The following is a 22836-nucleotide window of genomic DNA, read 5'->3' on the forward strand; positions in this document are numbered from 1 at the left end:
ATGAAAATTCTGGACTTAAAAAAAGGATTATTTGCAGCAACTTTGACCATGAGTGCTGCACAGCTACAGGCGGTCACACCTGTTGATTTTTCCAATCTGGTAGAGCAGGTCAGTCCTGCTGTGGTCAGTGTCAATGTCGTTAAAAAAATGAGCGAGCAAGAACTCTTACAACAACAGGTTCCGGAAATTCTACGTCGCTTCTTTGGAAATCAGGTGATTATCCCGCAGCAACGCATGCCTCAGGAAAAAACCGGCTATGGCAGTGCATTTTTTATCAGTAAAGATGGCTATTTGCTCACCAACCACCATGTGGTGGAAGATGCCTCTAAAGTCACCATCACCCTGAATGACCGCCGTGAAATTGATGCCACGGTGGTGGGAAGTGATGAACGTACCGACGTGGCTTTGCTGAAAGTCAACGGTTCGAATTTCCCGGAATTACGTACCGGGGATGTAGGACGCTTACGTGTTGGGGAGCCTGTGCTGGCGATCGGTTCGCCATTTGGTTTCGATTACTCGGCCTCTGCCGGAATCGTAAGTGCCAAAATGCGCAACATGATGGGCGAAACAGCGGTGCCTTTTATCCAGACCGATGTTGCATTGAACCCGGGTAACTCTGGCGGCCCTTTATTTAACCAGCGCGGTGAAGTGGTCGGTGTGAACTCGCGGATCTTTAGCGGAACCGGTGGCTATATGGGGCTGTCTTTCTCGATTCCGATTGACGTTGCCATGGAAGTGGCAGAGCAGCTGAAAAAGAATGGTAAGGTGACCCGTTCTTATCTCGGTGTCAGTTTGCAGGATATCGACCGTAATCTGGCAGAGTCTTATAATCTGTCTAAGCCTGAAGGCTCGCTCATTACTCAGGTTGCACCAAATTCACCTGCTGCACGTGCCGGTCTGCGTGTCAGTGACGTGATTTTAAAATACAACGGCACTGCGATTTCGCGTACCAGTGAGTTATTAAATTATCTGAACCGTACTGCACCTCAGCAGCAGGTACAACTCGAAGTTTTACGGGATGATAAGCGCCGTACCATCTCGGCAACCTTAAGTACTGCACCGGATGATACCCCTGCGAAAGCGGGAGCACAGGCGCAACCAACTAAAGGGCCGGTAATTGGTGTAGCGATTCGTGACCTAACGCCGCTAGAAATGGATCGACTGGAGATCAAAGGCGGAGTAATGATTCAGGATGTACGTTCAGGGGGAATTGCCGCACAGGCACGTATTATGCCAAATGATGTGGTAACCCATATTAATAACAAGGCAGTATTGAACTCGGAGCAGTTTGTACAGGAAGTTTCTGAGTTGAAGAAGGGTAATGTTGCACGCGTTACCCTTATGCGCCAAGGGCAGCGGGCGATTGTGGGAATGCGTATCTAATTCTGGTCGCACCTCTGTATATAACAAAAGGCCGCTCTTGATGGGCGGTTTTTTTATGATTTGCGATTTATCTCCGCGCTAAATTCGGTAGACTCTAAAACATCAAAACTCATGCAAAGGATAAGAGAAAAGTGAGCGGTATTTTTGATCTTGCTTTAAAGGTTCAGCCTGAACATATTGATGGATTAGGTCATGTCAATAACGTGATCTATGTCCAGTGGATGCAGGATGTCGCCACCGCCCATATTGAAAAGCTGGGACTGGGATTGAAGGAATATGTGGAGCTGAAACATGCCATGGTGGCGGTTGAACATCAGGTGCAATATCGCAAGGCCGCTTTCGAGGGCGATGAAATTATTTTGCGCACCTGGCTCAACGATATCAACGCCCTGTATTCATTTCGGCAATATGCATTCTATCGGCCACAGGATAAAACCCTGTTATTTACCGGCAATACGCAGTGGGCCTGTATCGAAATAGCCACTGGACGTCCAAAACGCATGTCACCGACATTTACCCAGGCCTATCAGCTCATTTCTGATCAAATAAATCCTTATGATTTTTCGACTGTATATCTGGATCTATGAACTATAGATTCACTCACCTGATTGTAGCGCGGGATCTGTATTCATTTGGGCGCATGTCTTGAAACGTGCACTGCCATCAAGCGGATTCAGCTTTAAACCGATTTAGATCTATCCGGCTTGATGGATAAAGGAAAAAATATAATTCTTTTTCTAGATCACCATTCTGCTATAATCCTTCGCAATTTCTATTCGGCTTTTGTTATGTAATATTTTTAAATTACATAGCGCGTTTTTTTTCAAGGTAACCCATGGCGCAAGCTAAAAAATCTGTTGATATTAAAAACATTCGTAACTTCTCGATTATTGCGCACATTGACCATGGTAAATCGACCCTCGCGGATCGCTTTATTCAGACCTGTGGAGGGTTGCAGGATCGTGAAATGCAGGCTCAGGTCCTCGATTCAATGGAGCTTGAGCGCGAACGTGGGATTACCATTAAAGCCACTTCGGTGACGCTGAATTATACTCACCCGAATGGTGAAGTTTATCAGTTGAATTTTATTGATACACCGGGACACGTCGACTTCTCTTATGAAGTATCACGCTCGCTTGCAGCCTGTGAAGGTGCATTGCTGGTCGTTGATGCGGCGCAAGGTGTAGAAGCACAGTCTGTTGCCAACTGCTATACCGCAATTGAACAAGGTCTGGAAGTACTGCCGATCCTGAACAAGATCGACTTGCCACAAGCTGAACCTGAACGTGTTATTCAGGAAATCGAAGATATTATCGGGATTGAAGCCACAGAAGCGCCGACCTGTTCTGCAAAAACCGGTTTAGGTATTGAAGGTGTGCTTGAAACACTGGTGAACGTGATTCCGGCACCGGAAGGTGACCGTGACGCGCCGCTTCAAGCCCTGATTGTAGACTCATGGTTTGATAACTACCTAGGTGTCGTTTCTCTGGTACGTGTCAAGCAGGGTCGTGTGCGTAAAGGCGACAAGATGTTGATTAAATCAACCGGCCAAACGCATATCATTACTTCTGTGGGAATCTTTAACCCGAAACATACTGAAACAGGCATGTTGGAAGCGGGTGAAGTTGGCTTTGTGATTGCCGGTATCAAAGATATTTTCGGTGCACCGGTCGGTGATACGATTACGTTGGCTACAACGCCTGAAGTTGAAACCTTACCGGGTTTTAAAAAGGTTAAGCCACAGGTCTATGCCGGTTTGTTCCCGATTGATGCCAGCGATTTTGAACCTTTCCGTGAAGCCTTGCATAAACTGCAAATTAACGATTCGGCGCTGTTCTTTGAACCGGAAAGTTCGGATGCGCTCGGTTTCGGTTTCCGTTGTGGCTTCCTCGGCATGCTGCACATGGAGATCGTACAGGAGCGTTTAGAGCGCGAGTACGATCTTGACCTGATTTCTTCTGCACCGACTGTAATTTATGAAGCGGTGATGAAAAATGGCCAGACCATTTATATCGACAGCCCATCTAAAATGCCGGATGGTTCAACTGTAGAAGACCTGCGTGAACCGATTGCTGAATGTCATATTCTGGTACCACAGGAATATCTGGGCAATGTGATGACCTTGTGTGTTGAGCGCCGTGGTGTGCAAAAAGACATGAAGTTTATGGCCAACCAGGTATCAATTACTTTCGAAATTCCAATGGCGGAAGTGGTCATGGATTTCTTTGATAAATTGAAGTCTTGTTCACGTGGTTTTGCATCGCTTGACTATAATTTTGTCCGTTTTGAAAGTTCGTCACTGGTGAAGGTGGACGTACTGATCAATGGTGAAAAAGTTGATGCCTTGGCAATGATCTGTCACCGCAATGACGCACGTCATCGTGGTATTGCACTGGTTGAAAAAATGAAAGACCTGATTCCGCGTCAAATGTTTGATGTGGCAATTCAGGCGGCGATTGGTGCGCAAATCATTGCACGTTCGACTGTAAAAGCAATGCGTAAAAACGTATTGGCGAAATGTTATGGTGGTGACGTGTCACGTAAGAAAAAACTTCTGTCTAAACAGAAAGAAGGTAAGAAACGCATGAAACAGGTGGGCAGTGTCGAAATCCCGCAAGAAGCGTTCTTAGCTGTATTAAAAGTCGAACGCTAAAATAAGAAGGATATAAGCCCATGGATTTTGATTTTAATTTGATTCTTGTTCCTGCGACGCTGTTTTTTATCGCACTGTGGTTGCTCGACAAGTTTGTCCTGAAACAGAGACAAACCCGGGGCAAGGGCAATGAAAATTTTATTATCACCTGGGCTTATGACTTTTGGCCAGTACTGACGATTGTGCTGGTTTTGCGTTCGTTTTTGTTTGAGCCGTTTAACATTCCATCCGATTCGATGGTGCCGACCCTGGAAACAGGTGACTTTATTCTGGTGAATAAATTTGACTACGGCATCAAGTTGCCGATGGTGAACACTAAAGTTATTGATACCGGTAGCCCGGAACGTGGCGATGTCGCAGTGTTCCGTTATCCACCGCAACCGACCATCAGCTATATCAAGCGTATTGTGGGCTTGCCTGGTGATCATATTGTTTATGATCATGGTCAGTTGAGCATCAATGGTGAAAAAGTAGCGAAAGTTCCGGTGGAGTTTAGCCGTGAAAAAGACCGTCTGGATACACCGAATGCCATCTATCATAAAGAGACTTTGGGTGAACATACCTTTACCATGCGTGAGCTGGAAGGGGTCAATGTCGCACGTCAGGCACCTTATATTAACTTCGTGGAAAATGGTAAATATTCAGGTGAAAATGGTTTATATTGGGAAGTGAAAGTGCCAGAAGGTCATTACTTTGCGATGGGGGATAATCGCGATCAGAGTGCTGACAGTCGTTTCTGGGGGCTTGTTCCGGAAGAAAACCTGACAGGTCGCGCATTCTATATCTGGATGCATAAAGAACCTGGCTTTAAACTGCCATCGTTTAGTCGAAACGGAACAATCGATTAATTGTTTCAATCAGGAAAATAAAAAATGAGACATCAACAAGGTGCTTCGTATATTGGGATTTTATTTGCAATCGTGGGGTTTGCATTTCTGGCCAAAGTGGCGATTGCAGTGTGGGGGCCATACTTTGATGACCGTATGGTAGATGGTGAGATTGAGGCGCTGTTAAAAAGTGCGCCGGCCAATATAACGCCAGAAAAATTCCGTCAGCAGATGAATCAGCGTTTGGAGATGAATAATATTCGTGATCTGAAATTTGATGAAATTGCCAAGGTGACCCAGACCGATGGTTTGCAAGTACACAAGAATTATGAAATTCGTAAAAATTTCATAATGAATATCGATTTAGTGATGAAGTTTGAGAAAAATTTTGATCAAAGCGCAGTCAAAACTCAATGATGAACGTCTTGCCAGACGGATCGGTTATCAGTTTAAAAAAGCTGAACTGCTCAAACTGGCACTGACTCATCGTTCAGTCAGTCATAAACACAACTATGAACGCCTAGAATTTCTAGGCGATTCTCTTTTAGGGATGATCATTGCGAATTATCTTTTCACTGCCTATCCGAGCGAAAATGAAGGTCGGCTGACGCGTATGCGCGCGACCTTGGTTCGTCAGGAAGCCTTGGGAAAAATCGCCAATGATTTAAAACTCAGCCAACATTTAATTCTCAGTACCGGTGAATTGAAATCTGGCGGTCATCATCGCGAGTCTATACTGGCAGATACGGTAGAAGCCATTATCGGGGCAATCTATGTCGATTGTGCTGATCTCACCGTGCTAGAAGCAATTGTGTTAAAATGGTACATACCTTATTTAGACCATATCGAGCCGACAGATCAGCTGAAAGATCCGAAATCTCGTTTACAAGAGTATCTGCAAGCGCGTAAGAAACCTCTCCCAGTGTACGAGGTTGTAGATATTCAGGGCGATGCACCCAATCAGCATTTCAAAGTGGAATGTCAGGTGGATGGATTGCCAACCATGCTTGGTGAAGGCGCCAGCCGACGCTTTGCAGAACAAGCCGTTGCGGCAGATATTTTAAAACTTTTGGAGCATAAGTCTTAATGACTACTCATTCCGATCACATTGATGCTGATCACGAGTCGCAAAGCGACAACAGTCACGACCTTATTAGTCAGTTTTTTAGTGCCCAAGGCACCGAAATCCCGTCAGATTATCGCAGTGGTTTCGTTGCCATTGTCGGTCGTCCGAACGTGGGTAAATCGACTTTAATGAACCATATTCTGGGTCAGAAACTTTCGATTACTTCACGTAAACCGCAAACCACACGTCATAAGATCGTGGGAATTGATTCGCGTGAAAAATCTCAGGCAGTATTTGTCGATACTCCGGGGATGCATAAAAAAGAAGTCCGTGCCATCAATAAAATGATGAACCGCGCTGCACATTCAGCTTTACGTGATGTGAACCTGGTGCTGTTTGTGGTAGATGCACAAAAATGGACACCGAATGATGACCTGGTACTGGAAAAGCTGAAAAATGCTGAAATGCCGGTGATTCTGGTGATTAACAAGCTAGATACTTTTGAGAACAAGAACGAAGCATTGCCTCTGATTCGTGAGCGTGAAAAGCTGATGAACTTTGCAGAAATCGTCCCGGTATCTGCATTGCGTGGTGCCAATCTTGAACATCTGCGTGACACGATTGCCAAGTATCTTCCATTTCAGCCGCCACTTTATTCACTGGATCAAGTGACTGACCGTTCAGAGCGCTTCCTGGCTTCTGAAATTATCCGTGAAAAGATCATGCGCCAGCTGGGTGAAGAACTGCCATATGATTTGACAGTTCAAATCGAGTCGTTCAAAACTGAACAGCCCGTGATGAATGAAAAAACCGGTCGTATGAAAGCAGCATGTACCTATATTGATGCGACGATTTTTGTCGATCGTGCAAGCCAAAAAGCCATTGTGATTGGTGAAAAAGGTGTCAAGCTGAAAAAAATCGGTATGGATGCACGTCTCGACATGGAAAAAATGTTCGAACAGAAGATCATGCTGACCCTTTGGGTGAAAGTCAAAGGTGGTTGGTCGGATGATGAACGTGCACTGAAAAGTTTAGGTTATAGCGATATCTAAGCGATAAGATTGATAAGACCTTTCAAGGAATTCCGTGATGATGAAAATGTTGGCAGTGGTTGCATGTGTTTTATTCCTGCAAGGCTGTATTCATAAAGTGGTCACGGTGCCTGTGAAAGTGGCTTATAAAACCACGAAAGTCGCGGTCAAAGGTACTGCGGCTGTCGTTGGTGCAGTCATCCCGGATGGAGATGACCAAGAAGATGATAAAAAATCAAAAAAAGATAAGGATTAAAATACTTACTTATGCGTAATGAAGTACTGCATGGCTATTTGATTCATCATCGTAAGTACCGTGAACGCAGTCATATCGTGCATTTATTTACCCAGGAATATGGCCGTATTGACGGGATTCTCCGGCAGATGCCACCTCCCCAATACCAGCCCATTCGCTTGCAAGCTTCGGGCAAGTCAGAACTTAAGAACTTTACCAAGCTGGAAATTGTCAATCAGCCGATTTTCTTTTTCGGTGATGCCTTTTTCTCGGGTTTTTATCTGAATGAAATCCTGTTACGACTTTGTCCCCTAGAAGTCGAAATGCCGCAAACCTTTGCCAAATATGCAGAAACCTTAACAGGATTACAGCAGCTCTCGGCACAATCCAATCCAAATTTACATCTCAAACAGATTTTGCGTCAGTTTGAACATGTTTTACTGGAAGAGCTTGGTTATGCGCTGGATTTCTCCTTAGATGCCAATCAGGCACAAATTGATCCACTACAGCACTATTATTTTCAGCTCAATGCCGGTTTCATGCCATCGGCGAAAGCCTTGCGCTCTACCATGTCAGGTCAGCAGATTTTAAGCATGCTCGATCATGAAAATGGTGGGGATTTTAAGCCGGAACAGTTACAATTACTGACCAAACTGTATCGACAGATGATCACGGCCTTGCTCGGTGATCGCCCGTTAAAAAGTCGGCAACTGTGGATTCAAAATTCTCAATCTCAAACGTAGTTAGGAAAAGATTATGGCTGCATTACTTGGTGTCAACATTGACCATGTCGCAACATTAAGACAAGCACGTGGTACGACGTACCCAGACCCAGTCAATGCTGCATTGATCTGCGAACAGGCTGGGGCAGAGGGCATTACTCTGCACTTGCGCGAAGACCGTCGTCACATTCAGGATGAAGATGTACGTCGTATGCGTCATGCGCTGAAAACCCGTATGAATCTGGAACTGGCGGTAACCGATGAAATGGTTGCCTTTGCCAGGGAAATCCAGCCGCAGCATGTTTGCTTTGTGCCTGAAAAGCGTCAGGAAGTCACTACTGAAGGTGGTCTGGATGTCGTGACCCATTTTGAGTCGGTCAAGGCAGCTACACAAGAACTGGCAGCGATTGGCTGTGATGTATCTTTGTTTATTGATGCAGATTTTGCCCAGATTGATGCAGCAGTAGCCTGTGGTGCACCGACGATTGAGATTCATACTGGTGCCTATGCCGATGCAGTAAGCCCAGAAGCACAGCAGGCGGAGCTTGAGCGCATTATTAAAGGTGCTGAATATGCGGCATCGAAAGGTCTGGTGGTAAATGCCGGTCACGGCTTAAATCTGGATAACGTGACGCCGATTGCTGCAATTCCACAGATTCATGAACTTAATATTGGCCATTCTTTGATTGCCGATGCGGTATTTGTAGGACTGGCACAAGCAGTTCAGCAATTGAAAGCCGTGATCAAGTCAGCGCGTTAAGATCAGAGCAGTTATGTCGAATATAAATTATGATGAACTGATGCAGCCGGTAATTGCTTTCCTCGGTTGTGAAACGCCACAAGCATGGCTGGATCTGGCAGTTGAAAATCTTGAAATCCTGATGCAGGATCATGCCAACTGTGAAAAAAAAGCTGCCAGTACCGCCATGAACCTGATGTTTCGTTACAGCTATTTTGTCGATCTGCAGGTAAAACTTGCACAACTGGTTCGTGAAGAAATGCTGCATTATGAGCAAGTGCTTGAATTGATGAACAAGCGCGGTCAGGCGTGGCAGAACTTGAGTGCAGGGCGTTATGCCGGTGGTTTACGCAAGGAAATCCGGACTTTTGAGCCTGAAGCCCTGATTGATGTACTGGTGATTGGTGCCTTTGTGGAAGCACGTTCCTGTGAGCGTTTCTATGCGCTGGCTTCGCGTGTGGACGATGAATTGGCACGTTACTACCGTTACCTGCTCAAGTCAGAATCTCGTCATTTTGAGGACTATCTGGCCTTGGCGATGGATGCAGCTACCACAGCAAAACTGAAAAATCCGAAAGAGGATATTCAGGACCGGATCAATCATATTCGGGAAGTCGAAAAACAGCTCATCTTAACGCCTGATGAAACTTTCCGCTTCCATAGCGGTGTTCCGGCTCAGGCGGCTTAATCCCAGTGAAATCTAAAAATCCTCCATTCATAGGGGATTTTTTATCGCTTAATTTTCCCAATAACAGCATGCATTCTATCGAATGCTGCTCTAGCTTTAGCCTGTTCATGGTTTAGTTATTTTTAGTATTTATACTGATTTTCAACTTTTCAATATCATCAGTTTTAGCAATTCAAGACAATAAAAAAGCCCACTTCATTATGAGTGGGCTTTCTTGAATTTGGCTCTCCAACCTGGGCTCGAACCAGGGACCTGCGGATTAACAGTCCGTCGCTCTACCGACTGAGCTATTGGAGAATCTGAAAGCGATTATAGAGAGATTTTGACAGGGGTCAAGCAAAAATTGTCATATTTATTATAAATACAGGCTGTCTGTTTTTAATTTAGGCAATTGCATAAATTTCATCAAAAATACTTGTCAGAATAAATTTCACTTGCTAGATTAAAAACATAAAGTCGTTTGACCAGATGGTCAAACAGTGTGGATTTAAACCTACTTGCCAGCACAAAAATGGCTAAACCGGAGACAGCGAATGAATACGCTCAGCATCCCTCAAATTTTCTCTCAACTGGCTTATTATCAAGACAACTATCTCGATATTATCCAGGATCCCACCCAATATTTTACGCCTGTTGCCGAGGCAGAAATCCGTTTATGGCCATTAGCTACCAAACAGTTGTATTTAGGCGACTTGTTGCAATTATGGTTTGCAGAAAAATGGCTGGTAGAAAAAGAACGTCAATTTAGCTTTGAAGTGTTCCTGAATGCGCCTGAAACCCAGCAAAAAGATCTTTATATCTATGCAATTTCAGGCAATCTTTTGACGGGGAGTAATCAGTCTAAAGTCTGGCAGACATCTGTTGAGCAGATCCAGACACTCAGCGTGGCAAATGTTTCCAGACATTATTTCGAGTTTCAAGGTCTAAGCCGGCCACGTTTGTCGCATGTTGATGCAGGGCAAGTAAAGCGCAGCATCATTTAAGTAAATTGTCTGGTGGATGCTAGGCGCTATCAATACTTATTTAGTTGCGAATAATCATACAGGTCGCGGTAGCATGGGCATACAGGCGACCTTCTTGATCCACAATCTGACCTTCAGAAATGCCTAAGTTTTTACTAAGATTGATCGATTTTCCGATAGCAGTCAGTTGCAGGTCCTGGGGAATCGGGCGGCACATTTTAACATTCAGATCAATCGTGCCATAACCGACACCTGCTTCAAGTAAAGTATGAATCGCACAGCCTGTCACCGTATCTAAAACAGTTGCAGCAAAACCACCATGCACACCCCCAAGCGGGTTTAAATGCCGGTGATCGGCTTTGACCTTAAATTCTACGTATCCGCTTTGGATGACGGCAGGTTGCATCGACATGGTTTCGCTAATACTGGGAGCGGGAATTTTTCCATCTCGCATTGCTTCCAATAAAGCTAAACCGTTCATTTGTTTTGGATTCATTGTGCTTTTCCTGTGATTATTCTCTAGCTGTTTCTGTTTTATTTAAAAGTTATTTTTAATACGATATGTAGCATAACACTTTGACTGTAAGCATGTGTTTAAGCTGTTTAAAAATTTAATATCTGAAGTTTTGGTAAAGACATAAAAAAACCCGCGATCAACGCGGGTTTTTCAAATCTGATGTTTCAGTCAGATTATTTAGCAGCTTTTTCAGCTTCGATTGAAGCAATTGCAGCATCAACACCTTCGATTGAGTCAGCCGCTTTCTTGATGCGTGCAAGTGCATCAACCAGTACTTCGTCAGCAGTTGCATAAGAGATACGCATGAAACCACCTAGACCAAATGCATCGCCAGGAACTACAGCAACGCCAGTTTCTTCCAGTAACCAAGCAGAGAATTCTGTGCAAGATTTAAGACCTTTGGCACGAATCAACGGCTTGATGTTTGCGTATGCGTAGAATGCACCATCCGCAGGCAAGCAAGAAATACCATTGATGTCATTCAAGCCTTTCACAACCAGGTCATGACGACGTTTGAACGCCTCAATCATTGGCTCAAGTACGTCTTGAGGACCATTCAATGCAGCTTCGGCAGCAACTTGTGAAATAGAAGTCGGGTTAGAAGTTGATTGAGACTGGATCTTCTTCATCGCGCCGATCAGTTTTGCAGGACCCGCTGCATAGCCGATACGCCAACCAGTCATTGCATAGGCTTTAGACACACCGTTTAACACGATAGTGCGCTCATAAAGGTCTGGTGCAATGGTCGCGATGTTGTAGAACTCGTCATCCCAGCGGATTGGTTCGTACATGTCGTCAGATGCAATATACACTTCTGGGTATTTGCGTAGTACCGCAGCCAGAGCTTCAAGCTCAGCTTTGGTATAGATCATGCCTGTCGGGTTAGAAGGGCTGTTTAATACCACTAGACGTGTTTTGTCAGTGATTGCAGCTTCCAGTTGCTCAGGTGTGATTTTGAAACGTTGCTCTTCGCCACATTTCACAATAACAGGCACGCCTTCAGCAATGATCACCATGTCCGGGTAGCTGACCCAGAATGGCGCAGGAATGATGACTTCATCACCTTTGTTTAACAGGGCAAGTGCCAAGTTAAAGAAAGACTGCTTACCACCACAAGAAACCAGGATCTGGTTTGCTGCATAGTCCAGGTTATTGTCACGTTTAAATTTAGCAATAATGGCTTTTTTAAGGCCTGGCGTACCGTCAACAGCGGTGTATTTGGTGAAACCGTTGTTAATCGCTGCAATTGCTGCATCTTTGATGTGTTGAGGGGTATCAAAATCTGGCTCACCTGCGCCCAAACCAATCACGTTATGACCAGCAGCTTTTAATTCAGCAGCCTTGTTGGTCACAGCAAGCGTAGGGGACGGTTTGATGGCATTCACACGATCAGAGAGACGTACGTCCACGGCAGTATTCCTTCTTATAGGGATTAAAAAATAAAAAGCACAATATCTTAGCTCAGTTTCACTGTTTTAGGGCAAAGATTTTTGCAAGCTTTAAAGGAAAAAGTGTTGTAGTTGTATAAATTTATCTTGAACGTCGATGCTAAAAAGCATTTAGGACTTTATTTTGAATGGATCTCTTTCATAAATCAAAAAATAATCGTTATATTCATATTTAAATGGATATTAAAAGTTCCTTCTCCCTCTGGGATGAGAAGTATTGCTTTGCCAGAGGTGAGAGGATTTCTTAGAAAAACCTCTTCCTTGCATAGCAGAGCTGTGTAGTGATTCAAAAACGATTTATGAAAGAACACTAATCTATCCTTTAAATAATTTGGTTTATTCTAGCTGTAAAGTAAAAAGGCTGTCCGCAGACAACCTTTTATCTTAATTGAATAATATTAAGAACTAAAACGTGACAAATCTTCTTCCGGACGTGCCGTTAAAATCTCTGCGCCAGTTTTGGTCACTAAAATCGTATGTTCATATTGTGCCGAAAGTGAATGGTCTTTGGTCACAACGGTCCATTTGTCGCCCAGAAGTTTAGTTTTCCAGTCTCCACCATTGACCATTGGCTCGATGGTAAAGGTCATGCCTTCCTCTAGAATCATGCCAGTCTCGGGTTGGCCATAATGCAGCACTTGCGGTTCATCATGGAAAGTCGTACCAATTCCGTGACCACAATATTCACGAACCACGCCAAAACGTTCCGATTCGACATACTGCTGAATGGCATGACCGATGTCACCAATGGTTGAGCCTGGTTTTACAGTTTCAATACCGCGATACATCGCTTCTTGCGCTACTTTACATAGACGGTTAGCAAGAATTGAAGTTTCACCACCGACGATGTACATCATGTTGGTATCACCGTGGTAACCATCTTTAATCACAGTGACATCGATATTTAAAATGTCACCTTTTTTCAGTTTTTTGCTATCCGATGGAATGCCGTGACAGACCACGTGATTCACAGAAGTACAAATCACGTGTTGAAATGCCGGACGGCCAGGTGCAGCACCATAACCTAAGCAGGCAGGAATTGCGTCTTGTTTATTGACAATGTAGTCATGACAAATCGTATCAAGTTCCAGGGTGGTGACACCCGGAACAATATGCGGTTTGATCATATCCAAAACTTCTGCCGCCAGTCGCCCTGCCACACGCATTTTTTCAATTTCGTCAGGGGTTTTGATGAGTCGACGTGGCGCTTGGTAAGTGTTGTTCATGATCTCTAAAAACTTTTGGAAATTTGTGTGTGACTATGGTATAAATAGCCGCCCATTTTATCAAATGCTTTTTCGTGAATAAATTTCACGGGCTTTGTGCGATGAGGCAAAAAAATCCGCACATATATCGACACATTACTCTGGGTGCCCTTTGGGGTGGAGAATGCGGGTATATGGAGGCCTAACCCAAACTTTAAGGTAAAGAAAATGGCAGATTACAACGTAAGCATGCGCGACCTTCTTCAAGCTGGCGCGCACTTTGGTCACCAAACTCGTTTCTGGAATCCAAAGATGCGTGATTACATCTTTGGTGCGCGTAACAAAATTCACATCATTAACCTTGAGCACACTGTTCCTGCGTTAAATGATGCTTTGAACTTTGCTAACAACTTGGCTAGCAAAAAGAACAAGGTTTTGTTCGTTGGTACTAAGCGTGCAGCTTCTGCAATCATCCGTGAACAAGCGCAACGTGCTGGTCAACCATATGTTGATCACCGCTGGTTAGGTGGTATGTTGACGAACTGGAAAACACTTCGCCAATCTATCAACCGTTTAAAAGACCTTCAAACTCAATCTCAAGACGGTACTTTCGCTAAGCTGACTAAACGTGAAGCTCTAGAGCGTACTCGCGAGATGGAAAAACTTGAGCGTGGCTTAGGCGGCGTTAAAAACATGGGTGGTTTACCTGACGCATTATTCGTAATCGACGTTGATCACGAAGCGATTGCAATCAAAGAAGCGAAGAACCTTGGTATTCCTGTAATCGGTATCGTTGATACAAACTCTAACCCAGACAACGTAGACTACGTTATTCCGGGTAACGATGATGCGATCCGTGCAGTAACTCTTTATGCTTCTGCTATGGCTGATGCGATTCTTGCTGGTAAAGAATATGCTCAATCACAAGCAAATGCACAAGCTAAAGCAGAAGAAGCTCCGGCTTCTGAGGCTTAATGCGTTTGACGCTAGCTTGTCATTTTTGCGACATGTGATGGTGGCAAAGTAAGCGTTATGTATGCAGGCGGCCCATGAGAACTCCTCTGGGCCGTTTCTGTTCTAAAAAGAATTCATTTTCTACCGAATTTAGGAGATAAACATGACTGCAGTTACAGCGAGCATGGTTAAAGAATTGCGCGATCGTACTGGTCTTGCAATGATGGAATGTAAAAAAGCTTTGACAGAAGCGGGCGGCGACGTTGAACTAGCGATCGACAACCTGCGTAAATCTGGTCAAGCAAAAGCTGCTAAAAAAGCAGGTAACATCGCTGCTGACGGCGCGATCACAATTGCTCAAGAAGGCAACAAAGCACTTCTTCTAGAAGTGAACTGCCAGACTGACTTCGTTGCTAAAGACGAAAACTTTGCTGGTTTCTCTGCAAAAGTTGCTGCTGCTGCACTTGCTGCAAACACAACTGATGTTGCTCAAATCGCTGAATTGAAACTAGAAGATGGCGCAACTGTAGAAGAAGCGCGTATCGCTCTTGTTCAAAAAATCGGTGAAAACATCCAAGTACGTCGTGCGAAAATTGTTGAAGGTGCTAACCTTGCAGTTTACAAACACGGTCTTCGTATCGGTGTTGTTGTTTCTTACACTGGTGATGAAGCAACTGGTAAAGGCTTGGCAATGCATGTTGCTGCGTTCAACCCAGTCGCTGTAAATGCTGAAGGCGTTTCTGCTGAGCTTATCGCGAAAGAGAAAGAAATTGCTGAAGCTAAAGCACTTGAATCTGGCAAGCCAGCAAACATCGTTGAGAAGATGGTTGTAGGTTCTGTTGAGAAATACTTGAATGAAGTTGTTCTTGAGCGTCAAATGTACGTAATCGACAACGACAAGAAAGTTGCTGACGTTCTTAAAGCAACTGCTACTACTGTAACTGAATTCGTTCGTTTCGAAGTTGGTGAAGGTATTGAGAAGAAAGCTGAAATGAGTTTCGCAGAAGAAGTTGCTGCTGCTCAGGCTGCTGCTCAATAATTCGGTAACGAATTAGAAAAAAGCTCCACCTGGTGGGGCTTTTTTTATGTCTGTATAAAATATAAGTAAGCTGGACGTGTGGCTTGAGTCTAGAAAATGAACCTGATCAAATCACCACCACTTAAAGAAAAATATTATCGGATGGCAGATAAACCCAACAGGGCATTAGGGTGATGATGACCTTAACAATTATTGCAGAGCGGAGTTGATACGCAGTAAAACCAGCTTGAGCAAGGCTGCACATATAAAGCCAGCAAAGTAATCGTGTCAGAACTAAATGTGAAGCAAAGTCATTTAAGATGGCCCAATAAAATTCAGAATGCTTTTGAACATCGCTAGAGTGCTATTGAGGCTCGTTCTTAAGCCAAACTGATCACGCTATAAAAAGATCATCATCACGGGCCACGCTATCACAACTTTATTCTGCGACTATTCAAGACATAGTCTCTAGAAATGGCTCGTAATATCAATGTAGTGTCATATATCTACGGTATTTAAAAGTATCCAGAGTATTTAAAAAGCAAATCGAATCGAGTTTTATGGCGAATAGGCACAAGCTGAAAAGGGATGTGTGATGTATTGAATCCATCCTGATCTTGGGTATAACGATAATGAGACTGGCTGAAACTTGAGGGAAGAACCTATCCATCAGGTTCTTCCAATCCAAGAAAATCAGCAATAGCGCTAGATGCTCTTCATTTCTCGTGTTTGGCGACTTTTCCAGAAAGGGGTAACTTTGCCTAGATAAGCATCCATACACCAAATGGGGCCAATGAGAAGGAATTGGAGGTCTTTAAAGAAAGAAGGCTTTTTCCCCTCAATCTTATGTCCATAAAATTGCCCAACCCAGGCAACAACAAATACCCCAATATAAAACCCGATACCGGCTGGCAGTATCCAGATTAACCAGACCATGATTGAGGTTAAAACAGCCATGGCGACCGCTAATACAAGATCCAGGCGTGCATAAAAGATAAAAGCCAGCGCCAGGAGCAAGGCGGTCAGTAAAGCGCTGAAATGTGCCAGAATGCCAATAATCGAAAAATAGATGGTTGGTACACAGACCCAATGGATGAGCTTGTTGGTATGATTTTGATGGCTCTCGCTATATTCATCTAGCCATTCAGAGATTGTTTTCATTCTTCGCTCCATTCCATGAGTGCGTTTTGCTTATCTGGAAATATAAAGCAGAATCTGGGCGTGGTCAAAACTTAATCATGCAAGCCTGTGATTTTTAGTTGGCAAACTTGCAAGTTTCAAACCGTGATGAATACACAAGAAGGAAAAGAGTGCAGCTACACAGGGTTGATCATTCTTGTATAAATCCGAAGCAATAAAAAAGCCACATCACTGTGGCTTTGGGTTAAATGCGTTATGAAGCTAAATTTTAAGAATTTGGTCCAGCAACACGTTCGATGCTAACTTTAGCAACACCAGCGCTGGTAATGCCCAACTGTTTTGCAGCCCCGTAAGATAAATCAACTACACGATTGCCATGGAATGGGCCACGATCATTGACTTTCACGACAACGCTCTTGCCGTTATTGCGATTGGTCACGCGAATATAGCAGTTCAATGGCAGGCTACGGTGAGCAGCAGTCATGGCATTCATGTCAAAGGTTTCACCGCTGGCAGTTTTACGGCCGTGGAACTGACGACCATACCAAGAGGCTGTACCTGTCTGGCTGAACTTACGTACAGTGTTCGAAGCAACCGTATTCAGTTTTTCAATCACTGAAGGCTCTTCTGCAGGAATTTCAATTTTCGCTGCAATAGTTTCACGGCGAACTTTATCGCCAGAACGCTCAGTGATTGAAAGGCTGTTCAAATTGGTAAAATTTGAATTGAAGCTTTGAGCTTCTTTGTTTAATACTCGCGTTGCAAGGCGCGAATTGTCATTTTCCTGATTAAACGAAGATGACGGAACCATATCTGCCTGCGATTGCGTCAGCGTGACGATCGTGGCAATGGCCATAAAATACTTCAAAATTGAAGAATGCATCGAATCAACTCCTAACAGCATATCTGGTTGGTTGTTCATAAGTGGCTGAAAAACCATGTAAACATGCCTGATATTTAACTTATGCAACGACATTTAACGAAATGGATAATATTCATGCCGGTAATATCCTGTCTAGTGTTTAATTAAAATAGTTAAAAAAAGAACCCAAAATAAACAATAACTGGTTAAATAATAATCAATATTGTAACAATATATTAAAAATGCCTATAAAGTAGGCATTTTTACCAAGAAAAATGTTGACTTTAATAATTGGTATTAATTTTTAGTGTTAACGGCTGGTAATTTCTGTACCTAATAACCACAATGCAGTGGCGTACATGCGACTGCGATTATAGGTGGTAATCACTTGAAAATTTGGATAAGTGATATAGTAAATATGCCCATAATTTTCTTGTAATTGAATCACATTGACCAGATCCAGATCATCAATTTGAACAATCGGATTCATTGGACTGATGCCTTGGGTTTTTAGCACACCATAGGGAGTCGGTTGAGTCAGATCTTTGGCAATCACCGCATCTGGATTTGAGCCGCTGTAACGGGCCGGAAAAGCAATCGGCTGATTGCGCTGCCAGCCATGCTGAGCCAAATAGTTAGCAATCGAACCAATTGCATCTACTGCAGAATTACGCAGGTCAATATGTCCATTGCCATCGTAGTCCACCCCGAATTTTGGAATATTACTTGGCATAAACTGCGGATAGCCCACTGCACCGGCATAAGAACCGACCACCGAAGAGGTAGCCACACCATCTTTATAGGTCCAGGCAATCAGGGCCGCCAGTTCATCCTGAAAATACTGGGCACGACGTTCATAACCAAAACCCAGGGTGGCCAGCGCATCACGCGTCACAAATGAGCCTTTGTTTGAGCCAAATCCGGTTTCTACACCTAAAATTCCCAGAATAATTGCCTGTGGAACACCAAACTGCTGTTCCGCACGATTCAGTGTTTCTGCATATTGCTGTTTAAAGCGCACGCCGCGTTGAATGGTCGATTCAGCCAGAAAGTTGGTTTTATAGGAATACCATGGCTTACTTTCACCTGGACGGTTCATGATGTTGATGATATTGGGCAGATTACGTGCACCATTCATGGCTGAATCGATTTGCTCGGCACTCAGGCCGTACTTCTGCATGGTGTTGTATTTGAAACTGGCATACGCGGGATTAGATTGGAAATCGTTGGCCAGACTAAAGCTGCTGAGTCCAAGGACGGTCAACGCGATTGAAAACTGTTTAAATTTTTTATAAAAATCTAATTTCAACATCTTGCTACGATTTCCAATTTTTGATGAGTTGCTGGCAATGTTATTTGAATCATGCCATGAAAAAGATTGATTAATTTTTTTCAATCATGAGGCTTTAAAAGCGAGATTAAGATAACATTCGGATGATTAAGAGATATAGACGCTTATACAAAAATAGTGCAAGAGTGATTATTTTTAAGGCAGTTTTTCTTTTATAGCAGTTTATCTGTAACAAGCTATTTCACTGGTCATAAAAAAGCCTGACCGGAGTCAGGCTAATTCAATACAATCTGCAAGAAGCATCTAGGTGGCACTATTCTGTATAGAACAAGGTGTCGTGATATTCCGCCATGGCACGCAACTCATCCTTATTTAGGTTCAGGATAATTTTATCTGCGGCAATGTTAATGGCTTTAATCACTGCAGATGCACCAATATCTGCTGCCTTGCGCTTGATCATGCCGAGATCCAAGGTTTTATTAAAGTCGACCATAAAGTGACGTACTGTCGCTTCACCAAACTGTTTGTACAGATTGCTGAAGGTTTGTTTGTCGATACTCTGGCCGGCTTTTAGCTCCGCATAATGATGTTTTAAATTGGTTACCAGATTGGCATCCAGTGATTCACCAATACGCATCTGTCCCGCAGGGTCCTTAAACAGACTGCGTTCAGAGAAGGCAATCGACTCTCTGACCACATCATTTGGTGCTTTACTCAATAACTGCTTGAGCAAGACCGCTACAGTTGACTTGATATAACCGGCCAGCTTTTCTGCGGTATCGCGTTTATCGCTGGCAGGAAAGCGACGCACCAGTTCCGTCAGAATCGCATCAATAATTTCATCATTAATCATCAACGCAGTTTTATCACGCAATGGATAAAGCGGCTCACTTGAGTTTTTGTTTTGTTGTGCAGTCTGAATTGTAGTTAAAAGCTCTGCAGAAGGAATAAAACCAAAAAACGGCATTGTCAAACCTCAGTGTTTTTATTGTCGCGCTAATCGAATAGGGCGAGGCATCCATGTTAAATCCGATACACGGCAAGGGTTGATATCCAATCCACCACGGCGTGTATAGGTTGCGTAGACCATCAGCTTTTCCGGTTTCAGTTGCTGCCAGAGATCGGCAAACATCTGCTCCACGCATTGTTCGTGAAAACCATTATGCTGACGATAAGAAATAATATAAGCCAAAATACTCTTATAACAAGGTTTTTTGCCCTGATAGCGTATAAATACTGTACCCCAATCCGGTTGTCCAGTGACTGGGCAGTTACTTCTTAACAAATGTGAATACAGCTGGATTTCACCTTCTGCTGCATCATCCGCGTCCAAAGCCAATAAACTGGCATCTGGGTGATTTTCCAGACGTTCCGGGATTAATTCATCAATGCAGATGCCTGCAGGTTTCGTAATTTCCAAGTCATCAACCTGAAATAAATCCAGGGTAATCTCTGCGCCAGCCGCAGCCGATAAATCCTTTTCCACTGTAGCAATAAAGTCAGCTTGAGAATCAAATCTGGCAAAATTCAGGCTATTGAAATACAGCTTTAAGGACTTGGATTCAATCAGGTTTGGTGAAGAAGCGGGCAGACTGATCCGGCCAATCGCGACTTGAGGAACACCAACCGCATTTAACCAGGAAATTTCAAAAACATGCCACCAGTCGGTGCCTTGCTGAATTGCGTCAACATGGGCATATTGTTCACGGGCAGGTGCGCGCGAAATCGGAAACAGAACATCGGGCTGATATTCTGTCGGGTAATTGGTGTCTTTACCAAGGAGAGATTGTTCTACACTCATTATTCACGCATTCCTGAACCACGGGAGAGTAAATGATAGGCCACTGCATATAGCAGGCCACAACATAAGGTGATCACTGTCAGTGAAACAGTCACATTGACATCGCTATGTCCTAAGATGCCATAGCGGAAGGCATTGACCATATACACTACAGGATTGATCAAAGATAAGTTTTGCCAGAACGGGCTTAAGTTCGAAATGGCATAAAACACACCACCTAAATAGGTCAGTGGCGTTAAAACAAAGGTCGGGATAATTGAAATGTCATCGAAAGATTTGGCATAGACAGCATTGATGAAGCCACCCAGCGAAAACAGCAGGGAAGTAATCAATACGGTATAGATCGTCACAAACCAGTTGGTGATATATAAGTCGGCAAAAAACAAACTTACGGCACTGACAATAATAGCCACCAGGATTCCGCGAATCACGCCGCCCAGCACATGCCCCCAAAGAATGGCATGCATCGGCACCGGACTCATGATCAGTTCTTCAATGCTCTTTTGAAACTTAGAACTGAAAAAGCTGGAAGAGACGTTGGCATAGCTATTGGTGATCACGGCCATCATGATCAGGCCAGGCACAATAAACTCCATATAGCTAAAGCCACCCATGTCTCCAATCCGCGAACCGATCAGATTACCAAAAATCACAAAGTACAAGCTCATGGTGATGGCAGGTGGTAACAAGGTTTGCGGCCAGATGCGCATAAAGCGCCGTACTTCTTTATAAACGATAGTATATAAAGCAATGCCGAGTTGATTAATGTTCATTGCGCAGCTCCATCCAGATTTTTCTCGACCATTTTCACAAAAAGTTCTTCCAGGCGATTGGACTTGTTACGCATACTGCGCACCTGAATATTCTGCGATTCCAGTAACTGGAACAGATCATTCATACTGTGTGCCTTGTCCATGGTAATTTCCAGGGTCATCGGATCGATTAAATTAAAACGTACCCCGATAATCTCCAGATGCAAGGGTTCAATAGGTGCTGCCAGATCAAAAATAAACGATTCTTCATTGAGCTGCCCCAAGAAGTTTTTCATGGTCGTATCTTCTTTAATGACACCACGGTCAATAATCGCAATACGACGACACAGCATTTCCGCTTCTTCCAGATAGTGGGTAGTCAAAATGATGGATGTCCCTTGCTCATTCATCTCATTCAGAAATTCCCACATCGAGCGACGCAGTTCGATATCGACGCCCGCAGTTGGTTCATCCAGAATCAGAAGTTTCGGTTCATGCATCATGGCGCGCGCAATCATCAGGCGGCGTTTCATCCCGCCAGAAAGCATGCGAGCCTGAGTGGAACGTTTTTCCCACAGACCCAGCTTGGTTAGATAGAGCTCAGCCCGTTGCTGTGCAATTTTTTTAGGAATGCCGTAATAACCCGCTTGAGTCACCAGAATGTCGAAAGTTTTCTCAAACTGGGCAAAGTTGAATTCCTGCGGTACCACCCCTAAACACTGTTTTGCTTGAGACGGATGTGTATCCAGGTTATGACCGAAAATCTCGACCGTACCAGAGGTTTTTTTTGTTAATGAACTGATAATACCGATGGTGGTGGATTTCCCGGCACCATTGGGTCCCAGTAGTGCATAAAACTCACCTTCCGGTACATTTAAGTTAATTCCTTTCAATGCCTGAAAGCCATTGCGATAGGTCTTTGACAAATCCCTTAAGATCAGTGCATCAGTCATGAATATCTCAAATGGTGAAAAGTTGAGATATTGTGAGTGATCTTGGAAAATAAGCCAAGTAATTCATATGCAATTCTGTGTTGCCATTTTGGAACATTGTATAAAGTCTAAGCATAAAATGCGGAAGTTGTAGATAGTTGCTTTACCTTATGATTTTTTTTGTTATGATGTGCATCGCGCGCTCATAGCTCAACTGGATAGAGTACAGGTCTCCGAAGCCTGTGGCGTGGGTTCGAGTCCCGCTGAGCGCACCACTACTACTTATAAAATCAATAACTTATAATGCCTTTGGCGTAATTCTGGCGTAATCCATATTTTAATTAAGAAAAACCCCGCTATATTTTGCGGGGTCTGCCTACTGCTTTTTTCAAATCTTCCGGCCTACTTTCTAGCCAGTCAGATAACTTTTTTTAAATTACCTCTTCGACTTTTTATAGTTTCAGTGATGTACTTTGGTTTTGGAAATCCCTTTAAACAAATAATCGATGCTTTAAAATATTTTTTCGTAACTTAGAAATTTTGCTGCCTAGTCATCCGTCAACTAAATAACTGAAAGGTGGCAGAGCAATTATAAAGTTACCGATGTTCG

24 protein-coding genes and 2 tRNA genes are annotated in these 22836 nt (G+C 43.7%); 15 read left to right on the forward strand and 11 right to left on the reverse strand.

The genetic code is table 11. The features are described 5' to 3' along the window. The 11 genes from AC3IT7_RS04545 (at position 1) to AC3IT7_RS04595 (ending at position 9344) form a co-directional block, all read left to right on the forward strand. Positions 1–1383, forward strand: a complete 1383-nt coding sequence (locus AC3IT7_RS04545; RefSeq protein WP_475654034.1) for a Do family serine endopeptidase — start codon at positions 1–3, stop codon at positions 1381–1383. Positions 1384–1514: 131 nt separating this feature from the next. After that, the gene (locus AC3IT7_RS04550; RefSeq protein WP_489249548.1) at positions 1515–1970 is read left to right on the forward strand and encodes an acyl-CoA thioesterase; all 456 of its coding nucleotides are present in this window, start codon (positions 1515–1517) and stop codon (positions 1968–1970) included. Positions 1971–2218: 248 nt separating this feature from the next. After that, positions 2219–4036 (forward strand): translation elongation factor 4, encoded by a 1818-nt coding sequence (lepA, locus tag AC3IT7_RS04555; protein WP_475654032.1) that lies wholly within the window; start codon positions 2219–2221, stop codon positions 4034–4036. Positions 4037–4056: 20 nt separating this feature from the next. Beyond that, a complete protein-coding gene (gene lepB, locus AC3IT7_RS04560) occupies positions 4057–4884 on the forward strand; it encodes a signal peptidase I (protein ID WP_489249549.1) in 828 nt (275 codons plus the stop codon). 24 nt (positions 4885–4908) lie between these two features. Continuing rightward, on the forward strand, positions 4909–5280 hold the full coding sequence (locus AC3IT7_RS04565) for a DUF4845 domain-containing protein (RefSeq protein ID WP_489249550.1): 372 nt from the start codon (positions 4909–4911) through the stop codon (positions 5278–5280). Then, positions 5252–5950, forward strand: a complete 699-nt coding sequence (gene rnc, locus AC3IT7_RS04570) for a ribonuclease III (RefSeq protein WP_475654029.1) — start codon at positions 5252–5254, stop codon at positions 5948–5950. The genes AC3IT7_RS04565 and rnc overlap by 29 nt, the downstream gene beginning before the upstream one ends. Next, the gene (gene era / locus AC3IT7_RS04575; RefSeq protein ID WP_475654028.1) at positions 5950–6981 is read left to right on the forward strand and encodes a GTPase Era; all 1032 of its coding nucleotides are present in this window, start codon (positions 5950–5952) and stop codon (positions 6979–6981) included. The genes rnc and era overlap by 1 nt, the downstream gene beginning before the upstream one ends. 37 nt (positions 6982–7018) lie before the next feature. Beyond that, a complete protein-coding gene (locus AC3IT7_RS04580) occupies positions 7019–7216 on the forward strand; it encodes an NF038104 family lipoprotein (protein WP_475654027.1) in 198 nt (65 codons plus the stop codon). 11 nt (positions 7217–7227) lie between these two features. Next, the gene (recO, locus tag AC3IT7_RS04585) at positions 7228–7938 is read left to right on the forward strand and encodes a DNA repair protein RecO (protein WP_489249551.1); all 711 of its coding nucleotides are present in this window, start codon (positions 7228–7230) and stop codon (positions 7936–7938) included. 13 nt (positions 7939–7951) lie between these two features. Further along, the gene (gene pdxJ, locus AC3IT7_RS04590; RefSeq protein WP_489249552.1) at positions 7952–8677 is read left to right on the forward strand and encodes a pyridoxine 5'-phosphate synthase; all 726 of its coding nucleotides are present in this window, start codon (positions 7952–7954) and stop codon (positions 8675–8677) included. Positions 8678–8690: 13 nt separating this feature from the next. Beyond that, the gene (locus tag AC3IT7_RS04595; protein WP_489249553.1) at positions 8691–9344 is read left to right on the forward strand and encodes a MiaE family protein; all 654 of its coding nucleotides are present in this window, start codon (positions 8691–8693) and stop codon (positions 9342–9344) included. A 221-nt stretch (positions 9345–9565) separates the two neighbouring features. Here AC3IT7_RS04595 and AC3IT7_RS04600 read toward each other — a convergent pair. Continuing rightward, positions 9566–9641: transfer RNA gene (locus tag AC3IT7_RS04600), tRNA-Asn, on the reverse strand. A gap of 236 nt (positions 9642–9877) precedes the next feature. On the opposite strand from AC3IT7_RS04600, the gene AC3IT7_RS04605 reads away from it, so the two are divergent. Then, the gene (locus AC3IT7_RS04605; protein WP_475654023.1) at positions 9878–10327 is read left to right on the forward strand and encodes a hypothetical protein; all 450 of its coding nucleotides are present in this window, start codon (positions 9878–9880) and stop codon (positions 10325–10327) included. A 40-nt stretch (positions 10328–10367) separates the two neighbouring features. Here the strand turns inward: AC3IT7_RS04605 and AC3IT7_RS04610 are convergent, their stop codons facing one another. The 3 genes from AC3IT7_RS04610 to map all read right to left on the reverse strand — a co-directional run bounded on the left by AC3IT7_RS04610 (position 10368) and on the right by map (position 13497). Next, the gene (locus AC3IT7_RS04610) at positions 10368–10802 is read right to left on the reverse strand and encodes a PaaI family thioesterase (RefSeq protein ID WP_489249554.1); all 435 of its coding nucleotides are present in this window, start codon (positions 10800–10802) and stop codon (positions 10368–10370) included. A gap of 194 nt (positions 10803–10996) precedes the next feature. Further along, complete coding sequence (locus AC3IT7_RS04615; RefSeq protein WP_475654021.1) at positions 10997–12232, reverse strand: pyridoxal phosphate-dependent aminotransferase; 1236 nt, start codon at positions 12230–12232, stop codon at positions 10997–10999. Between the two features lie 437 nt (positions 12233–12669). Beyond that, positions 12670–13497, reverse strand: coding sequence for a type I methionyl aminopeptidase (map, locus tag AC3IT7_RS04620; RefSeq protein ID WP_475654020.1), 828 nt, complete (start codon positions 13495–13497; stop codon positions 12670–12672). A 207-nt stretch (positions 13498–13704) separates the two neighbouring features. On the opposite strand from map, the gene rpsB reads away from it, so the two are divergent. Both rpsB and tsf read left to right on the forward strand, forming a co-directional pair. After that, the gene (gene rpsB / locus AC3IT7_RS04625; RefSeq protein ID WP_004279050.1) at positions 13705–14451 is read left to right on the forward strand and encodes a 30S ribosomal protein S2; all 747 of its coding nucleotides are present in this window, start codon (positions 13705–13707) and stop codon (positions 14449–14451) included. Positions 14452–14593: 142 nt separating this feature from the next. After that, positions 14594–15469 carry a translation elongation factor Ts gene (gene tsf / locus AC3IT7_RS04630; protein ID WP_489249555.1) on the forward strand — a complete coding sequence of 292 codons (876 nt, stop codon included), beginning with the start codon at positions 14594–14596 and terminating at the stop codon, positions 15467–15469. 684 nt (positions 15470–16153) lie between these two features. Here tsf and AC3IT7_RS04635 read toward each other — a convergent pair. The 7 genes from AC3IT7_RS04635 to AC3IT7_RS04665 form a co-directional block, all read right to left on the reverse strand. Next, positions 16154–16609 (reverse strand): Mpo1 family 2-hydroxy fatty acid dioxygenase, encoded by a 456-nt coding sequence (locus AC3IT7_RS04635; RefSeq protein WP_489249556.1) that lies wholly within the window; start codon positions 16607–16609, stop codon positions 16154–16156. A 247-nt stretch (positions 16610–16856) separates the two neighbouring features. After that, positions 16857–17471: a septal ring lytic transglycosylase RlpA family protein gene (locus tag AC3IT7_RS04640; RefSeq protein WP_475654017.1), complete on the reverse strand. Its 615-nt coding sequence runs from the start codon at positions 17469–17471 to the stop codon at positions 16857–16859. A 289-nt stretch (positions 17472–17760) separates the two neighbouring features. Further along, positions 17761–18762 (reverse strand): lytic murein transglycosylase B, encoded by a 1002-nt coding sequence (mltB, locus tag AC3IT7_RS04645; RefSeq protein WP_489249557.1) that lies wholly within the window; start codon positions 18760–18762, stop codon positions 17761–17763. 292 nt (positions 18763–19054) lie between these two features. Continuing rightward, positions 19055–19708, reverse strand: a complete 654-nt coding sequence (locus AC3IT7_RS04650; protein WP_486396072.1) for a hypothetical protein — start codon at positions 19706–19708, stop codon at positions 19055–19057. 18 nt (positions 19709–19726) lie between these two features. After that, positions 19727–20542 carry an NADPH-dependent 7-cyano-7-deazaguanine reductase QueF gene (queF, locus tag AC3IT7_RS04655; RefSeq protein WP_486396071.1) on the reverse strand — a complete coding sequence of 272 codons (816 nt, stop codon included), beginning with the start codon at positions 20540–20542 and terminating at the stop codon, positions 19727–19729. After that, positions 20542–21315 (reverse strand): ABC transporter permease, encoded by a 774-nt coding sequence (locus tag AC3IT7_RS04660; protein ID WP_489249558.1) that lies wholly within the window; start codon positions 21313–21315, stop codon positions 20542–20544. Before AC3IT7_RS04660 ends, queF begins: the two co-directional genes overlap by 1 nt. After that, positions 21312–22247 carry an ABC transporter ATP-binding protein gene (locus AC3IT7_RS04665; protein WP_475654012.1) on the reverse strand — a complete coding sequence of 312 codons (936 nt, stop codon included), beginning with the start codon at positions 22245–22247 and terminating at the stop codon, positions 21312–21314. Before AC3IT7_RS04665 ends, AC3IT7_RS04660 begins: the two co-directional genes overlap by 4 nt. Positions 22248–22425: 178 nt before the next feature. Between AC3IT7_RS04665 and AC3IT7_RS04670 the strand changes: the two genes are divergently transcribed. Beyond that, positions 22426–22501 (forward strand) — tRNA-Arg (locus tag AC3IT7_RS04670). The last annotated feature ends 335 nt before the right edge of the window (positions 22502–22836 follow it).

The organism is Acinetobacter sp. KH_038 (genome assembly GCF_057839405.1).

What these genes read in the sequence shown, in the direction of transcription:
- AC3IT7_RS04660 (WP_489249558.1), bottom strand. Translation starts at nt 21,315, where the DNA reads ATGAACATTAATCAACTCGGCATTGCTTTATATACTATCGTTTATAAA.
- AC3IT7_RS04545 (WP_475654034.1), top strand. Translation starts at nt 1, where the DNA reads ATGAAAATTCTGGACTTAAAAAAAGGATTATTTGCAGCAACTTTGACC.
- map (WP_475654020.1), bottom strand. Translation starts at nt 13,497, where the DNA reads ATGAACAACACTTACCAAGCGCCACGTCGACTCATCAAAACCCCTGAC.
- lepA (WP_475654032.1), top strand. Translation starts at nt 2,219, where the DNA reads ATGGCGCAAGCTAAAAAATCTGTTGATATTAAAAACATTCGTAACTTC.
- AC3IT7_RS04565 (WP_489249550.1), top strand. Translation starts at nt 4,909, where the DNA reads ATGAGACATCAACAAGGTGCTTCGTATATTGGGATTTTATTTGCAATC.
- pdxJ (WP_489249552.1), top strand. Translation starts at nt 7,952, where the DNA reads ATGGCTGCATTACTTGGTGTCAACATTGACCATGTCGCAACATTAAGA.
- AC3IT7_RS04650 (WP_486396072.1), bottom strand. Translation starts at nt 19,708, where the DNA reads ATGCCGTTTTTTGGTTTTATTCCTTCTGCAGAGCTTTTAACTACAATT.
- era (WP_475654028.1), top strand. Translation starts at nt 5,950, where the DNA reads ATGACTACTCATTCCGATCACATTGATGCTGATCACGAGTCGCAAAGC.
- AC3IT7_RS04635 (WP_489249556.1), bottom strand. Translation starts at nt 16,609, where the DNA reads ATGAAAACAATCTCTGAATGGCTAGATGAATATAGCGAGAGCCATCAA.
- AC3IT7_RS04580 (WP_475654027.1), top strand. Translation starts at nt 7,019, where the DNA reads ATGATGAAAATGTTGGCAGTGGTTGCATGTGTTTTATTCCTGCAAGGC.
- queF (WP_486396071.1), bottom strand. Translation starts at nt 20,542, where the DNA reads ATGAGTGTAGAACAATCTCTCCTTGGTAAAGACACCAATTACCCGACA.
- mltB (WP_489249557.1), bottom strand. Translation starts at nt 18,762, where the DNA reads ATGTTGAAATTAGATTTTTATAAAAAATTTAAACAGTTTTCAATCGCG.
- recO (WP_489249551.1), top strand. Translation starts at nt 7,228, where the DNA reads ATGCGTAATGAAGTACTGCATGGCTATTTGATTCATCATCGTAAGTAC.
- AC3IT7_RS04640 (WP_475654017.1), bottom strand. Translation starts at nt 17,471, where the DNA reads ATGCATTCTTCAATTTTGAAGTATTTTATGGCCATTGCCACGATCGTC.
- AC3IT7_RS04605 (WP_475654023.1), top strand. Translation starts at nt 9,878, where the DNA reads ATGAATACGCTCAGCATCCCTCAAATTTTCTCTCAACTGGCTTATTAT.
- AC3IT7_RS04595 (WP_489249553.1), top strand. Translation starts at nt 8,691, where the DNA reads ATGTCGAATATAAATTATGATGAACTGATGCAGCCGGTAATTGCTTTC.
- lepB (WP_489249549.1), top strand. Translation starts at nt 4,057, where the DNA reads ATGGATTTTGATTTTAATTTGATTCTTGTTCCTGCGACGCTGTTTTTT.
- AC3IT7_RS04610 (WP_489249554.1), bottom strand. Translation starts at nt 10,802, where the DNA reads ATGAATCCAAAACAAATGAACGGTTTAGCTTTATTGGAAGCAATGCGA.
- rpsB (WP_004279050.1), top strand. Translation starts at nt 13,705, where the DNA reads ATGGCAGATTACAACGTAAGCATGCGCGACCTTCTTCAAGCTGGCGCG.
- tsf (WP_489249555.1), top strand. Translation starts at nt 14,594, where the DNA reads ATGACTGCAGTTACAGCGAGCATGGTTAAAGAATTGCGCGATCGTACT.
- AC3IT7_RS04665 (WP_475654012.1), bottom strand. Translation starts at nt 22,247, where the DNA reads ATGACTGATGCACTGATCTTAAGGGATTTGTCAAAGACCTATCGCAAT.